This is a genomic window from Mesorhizobium sp. M1E.F.Ca.ET.041.01.1.1, assembly GCF_003997355.1.
Taxonomy (GTDB): Bacteria; Pseudomonadota; Alphaproteobacteria; order Rhizobiales; family Rhizobiaceae; genus Mesorhizobium.
The window spans coordinates 1-1,011 of the sequence record NZ_RZSL01001094.1 but is presented as its reverse complement, the minus strand read 5'-3'; the positions used below and the strand labels follow the sequence as shown (position 1 = coordinate 1,011).

The following is a 1,011-nucleotide window of genomic DNA, read 5'->3' as shown; positions in this document are numbered from 1 at the left end:
GCTGTTGCTGGAAGCCCTCATGGGCAGGAATCGACGACAGCCGGTCGAGCCATTTCATCCGCGAACGTATGAGGACCTGCGCATCGGGCAGGTAGTCCTCCGGATTCGCCATGGTGGCGGCGTGAACGTGGATCTCATGAGGCCATCTGTCGGAACGGAAATAGAGCCTCGTGCCACAGGACGGGCAGAACCCGCGAAAGGTGTTCGGGCTGCTTTCATAGTGCCTGATGTCACCGGTCCAGCTCAGTTGCTCCGGCCTCATGCCAAGGAAGGCCGTCAGCGGGGCGGACGTGGCGCGCTGGCAATCGGCGCAGTGGCAGACCAGGTTGCGCGTGACACTGCCGGAGTATGCCCAGGTCACGGCCCCGCACATGCAATGTCCGCTAAGTGCCATTGCTCCCTCCCCTGGCCCGCACGTTCCTTAAAACCAGCTCAACCGATACTGACACATCACAGTCCGCAAAGCGGCGGGAGAGCGGCTTACGCGCGCTTCTTTGCGACCTTGGCGGATTTGACCTTCGGCGGCAAAGTTTCGACGAAGGCCAGCGCGAGGTCGAGCCAGGCGCGGAGGTCCGCGTCGGCAACCGTGCCTTCCGGCGCGACTTGGACATAGCCTTCCATCGAGCGCCCACCCATTTCCATCGGCCGCGCATGGGGCCGTGCGGCCGCGGCCGCATGCGCGGCCTTCCCAACGCGAACCAGCAGCCCGCGCTTCGAGGTTCCGATCAGCATGTTGCCGTTGATCATGAAGCAGGTGCCGCCGAACATTTTTTGTTCGGTGAATTGACGTTGGCCGAGCGCCGCGCGCAGGCGCTCGACCATCGGGTCGGGCGCGACGCTGTTCTTGACTGATTTCGCCATGCTCACCGTCCGTCGCGATTTGCCGAGACAGGCAAGCACGGAAGCCAGTGGCGGTTCAAGAGGCGGGGCGAGCGCTTCATCGTCGGGCACGCTTCCTCTCTGCCGCCGCCAGGAAATCCACGAAGGCGCGCACCTTGGCCGGCCTGAAGC

Annotated in this window: 2 protein-coding genes; both read right to left on the bottom strand. The window is 64.1% G+C overall.

Going from position 1 to position 1,011, the window contains the following annotated elements:
- A partial coding sequence (locus tag EOA38_RS37615) for a GFA family protein (RefSeq protein WP_145966336.1) occupies nt 1-394 on the bottom strand: 394 nt, incomplete at its 3' end.
- An 86-nt stretch (nt 395-480) separates the two neighbouring features.
- Nucleotides 481-861 carry a TfoX/Sxy family protein gene (locus EOA38_RS37610; RefSeq protein ID WP_126095489.1) on the bottom strand — a complete coding sequence of 127 codons (381 nt, stop codon included), beginning with the start codon at nt 859-861 and terminating at the stop codon, nt 481-483.
- Between the last annotated feature and the right edge of the window lie 150 nt (nt 862-1,011).

Coding starts and splice junctions, on each gene's coding strand:
- EOA38_RS37610 (WP_126095489.1), bottom strand. CDS start 861: ATGGCGAAATCAGTCAAGAACAGCGTCGCGCCCGACCCGATGGTCGAG.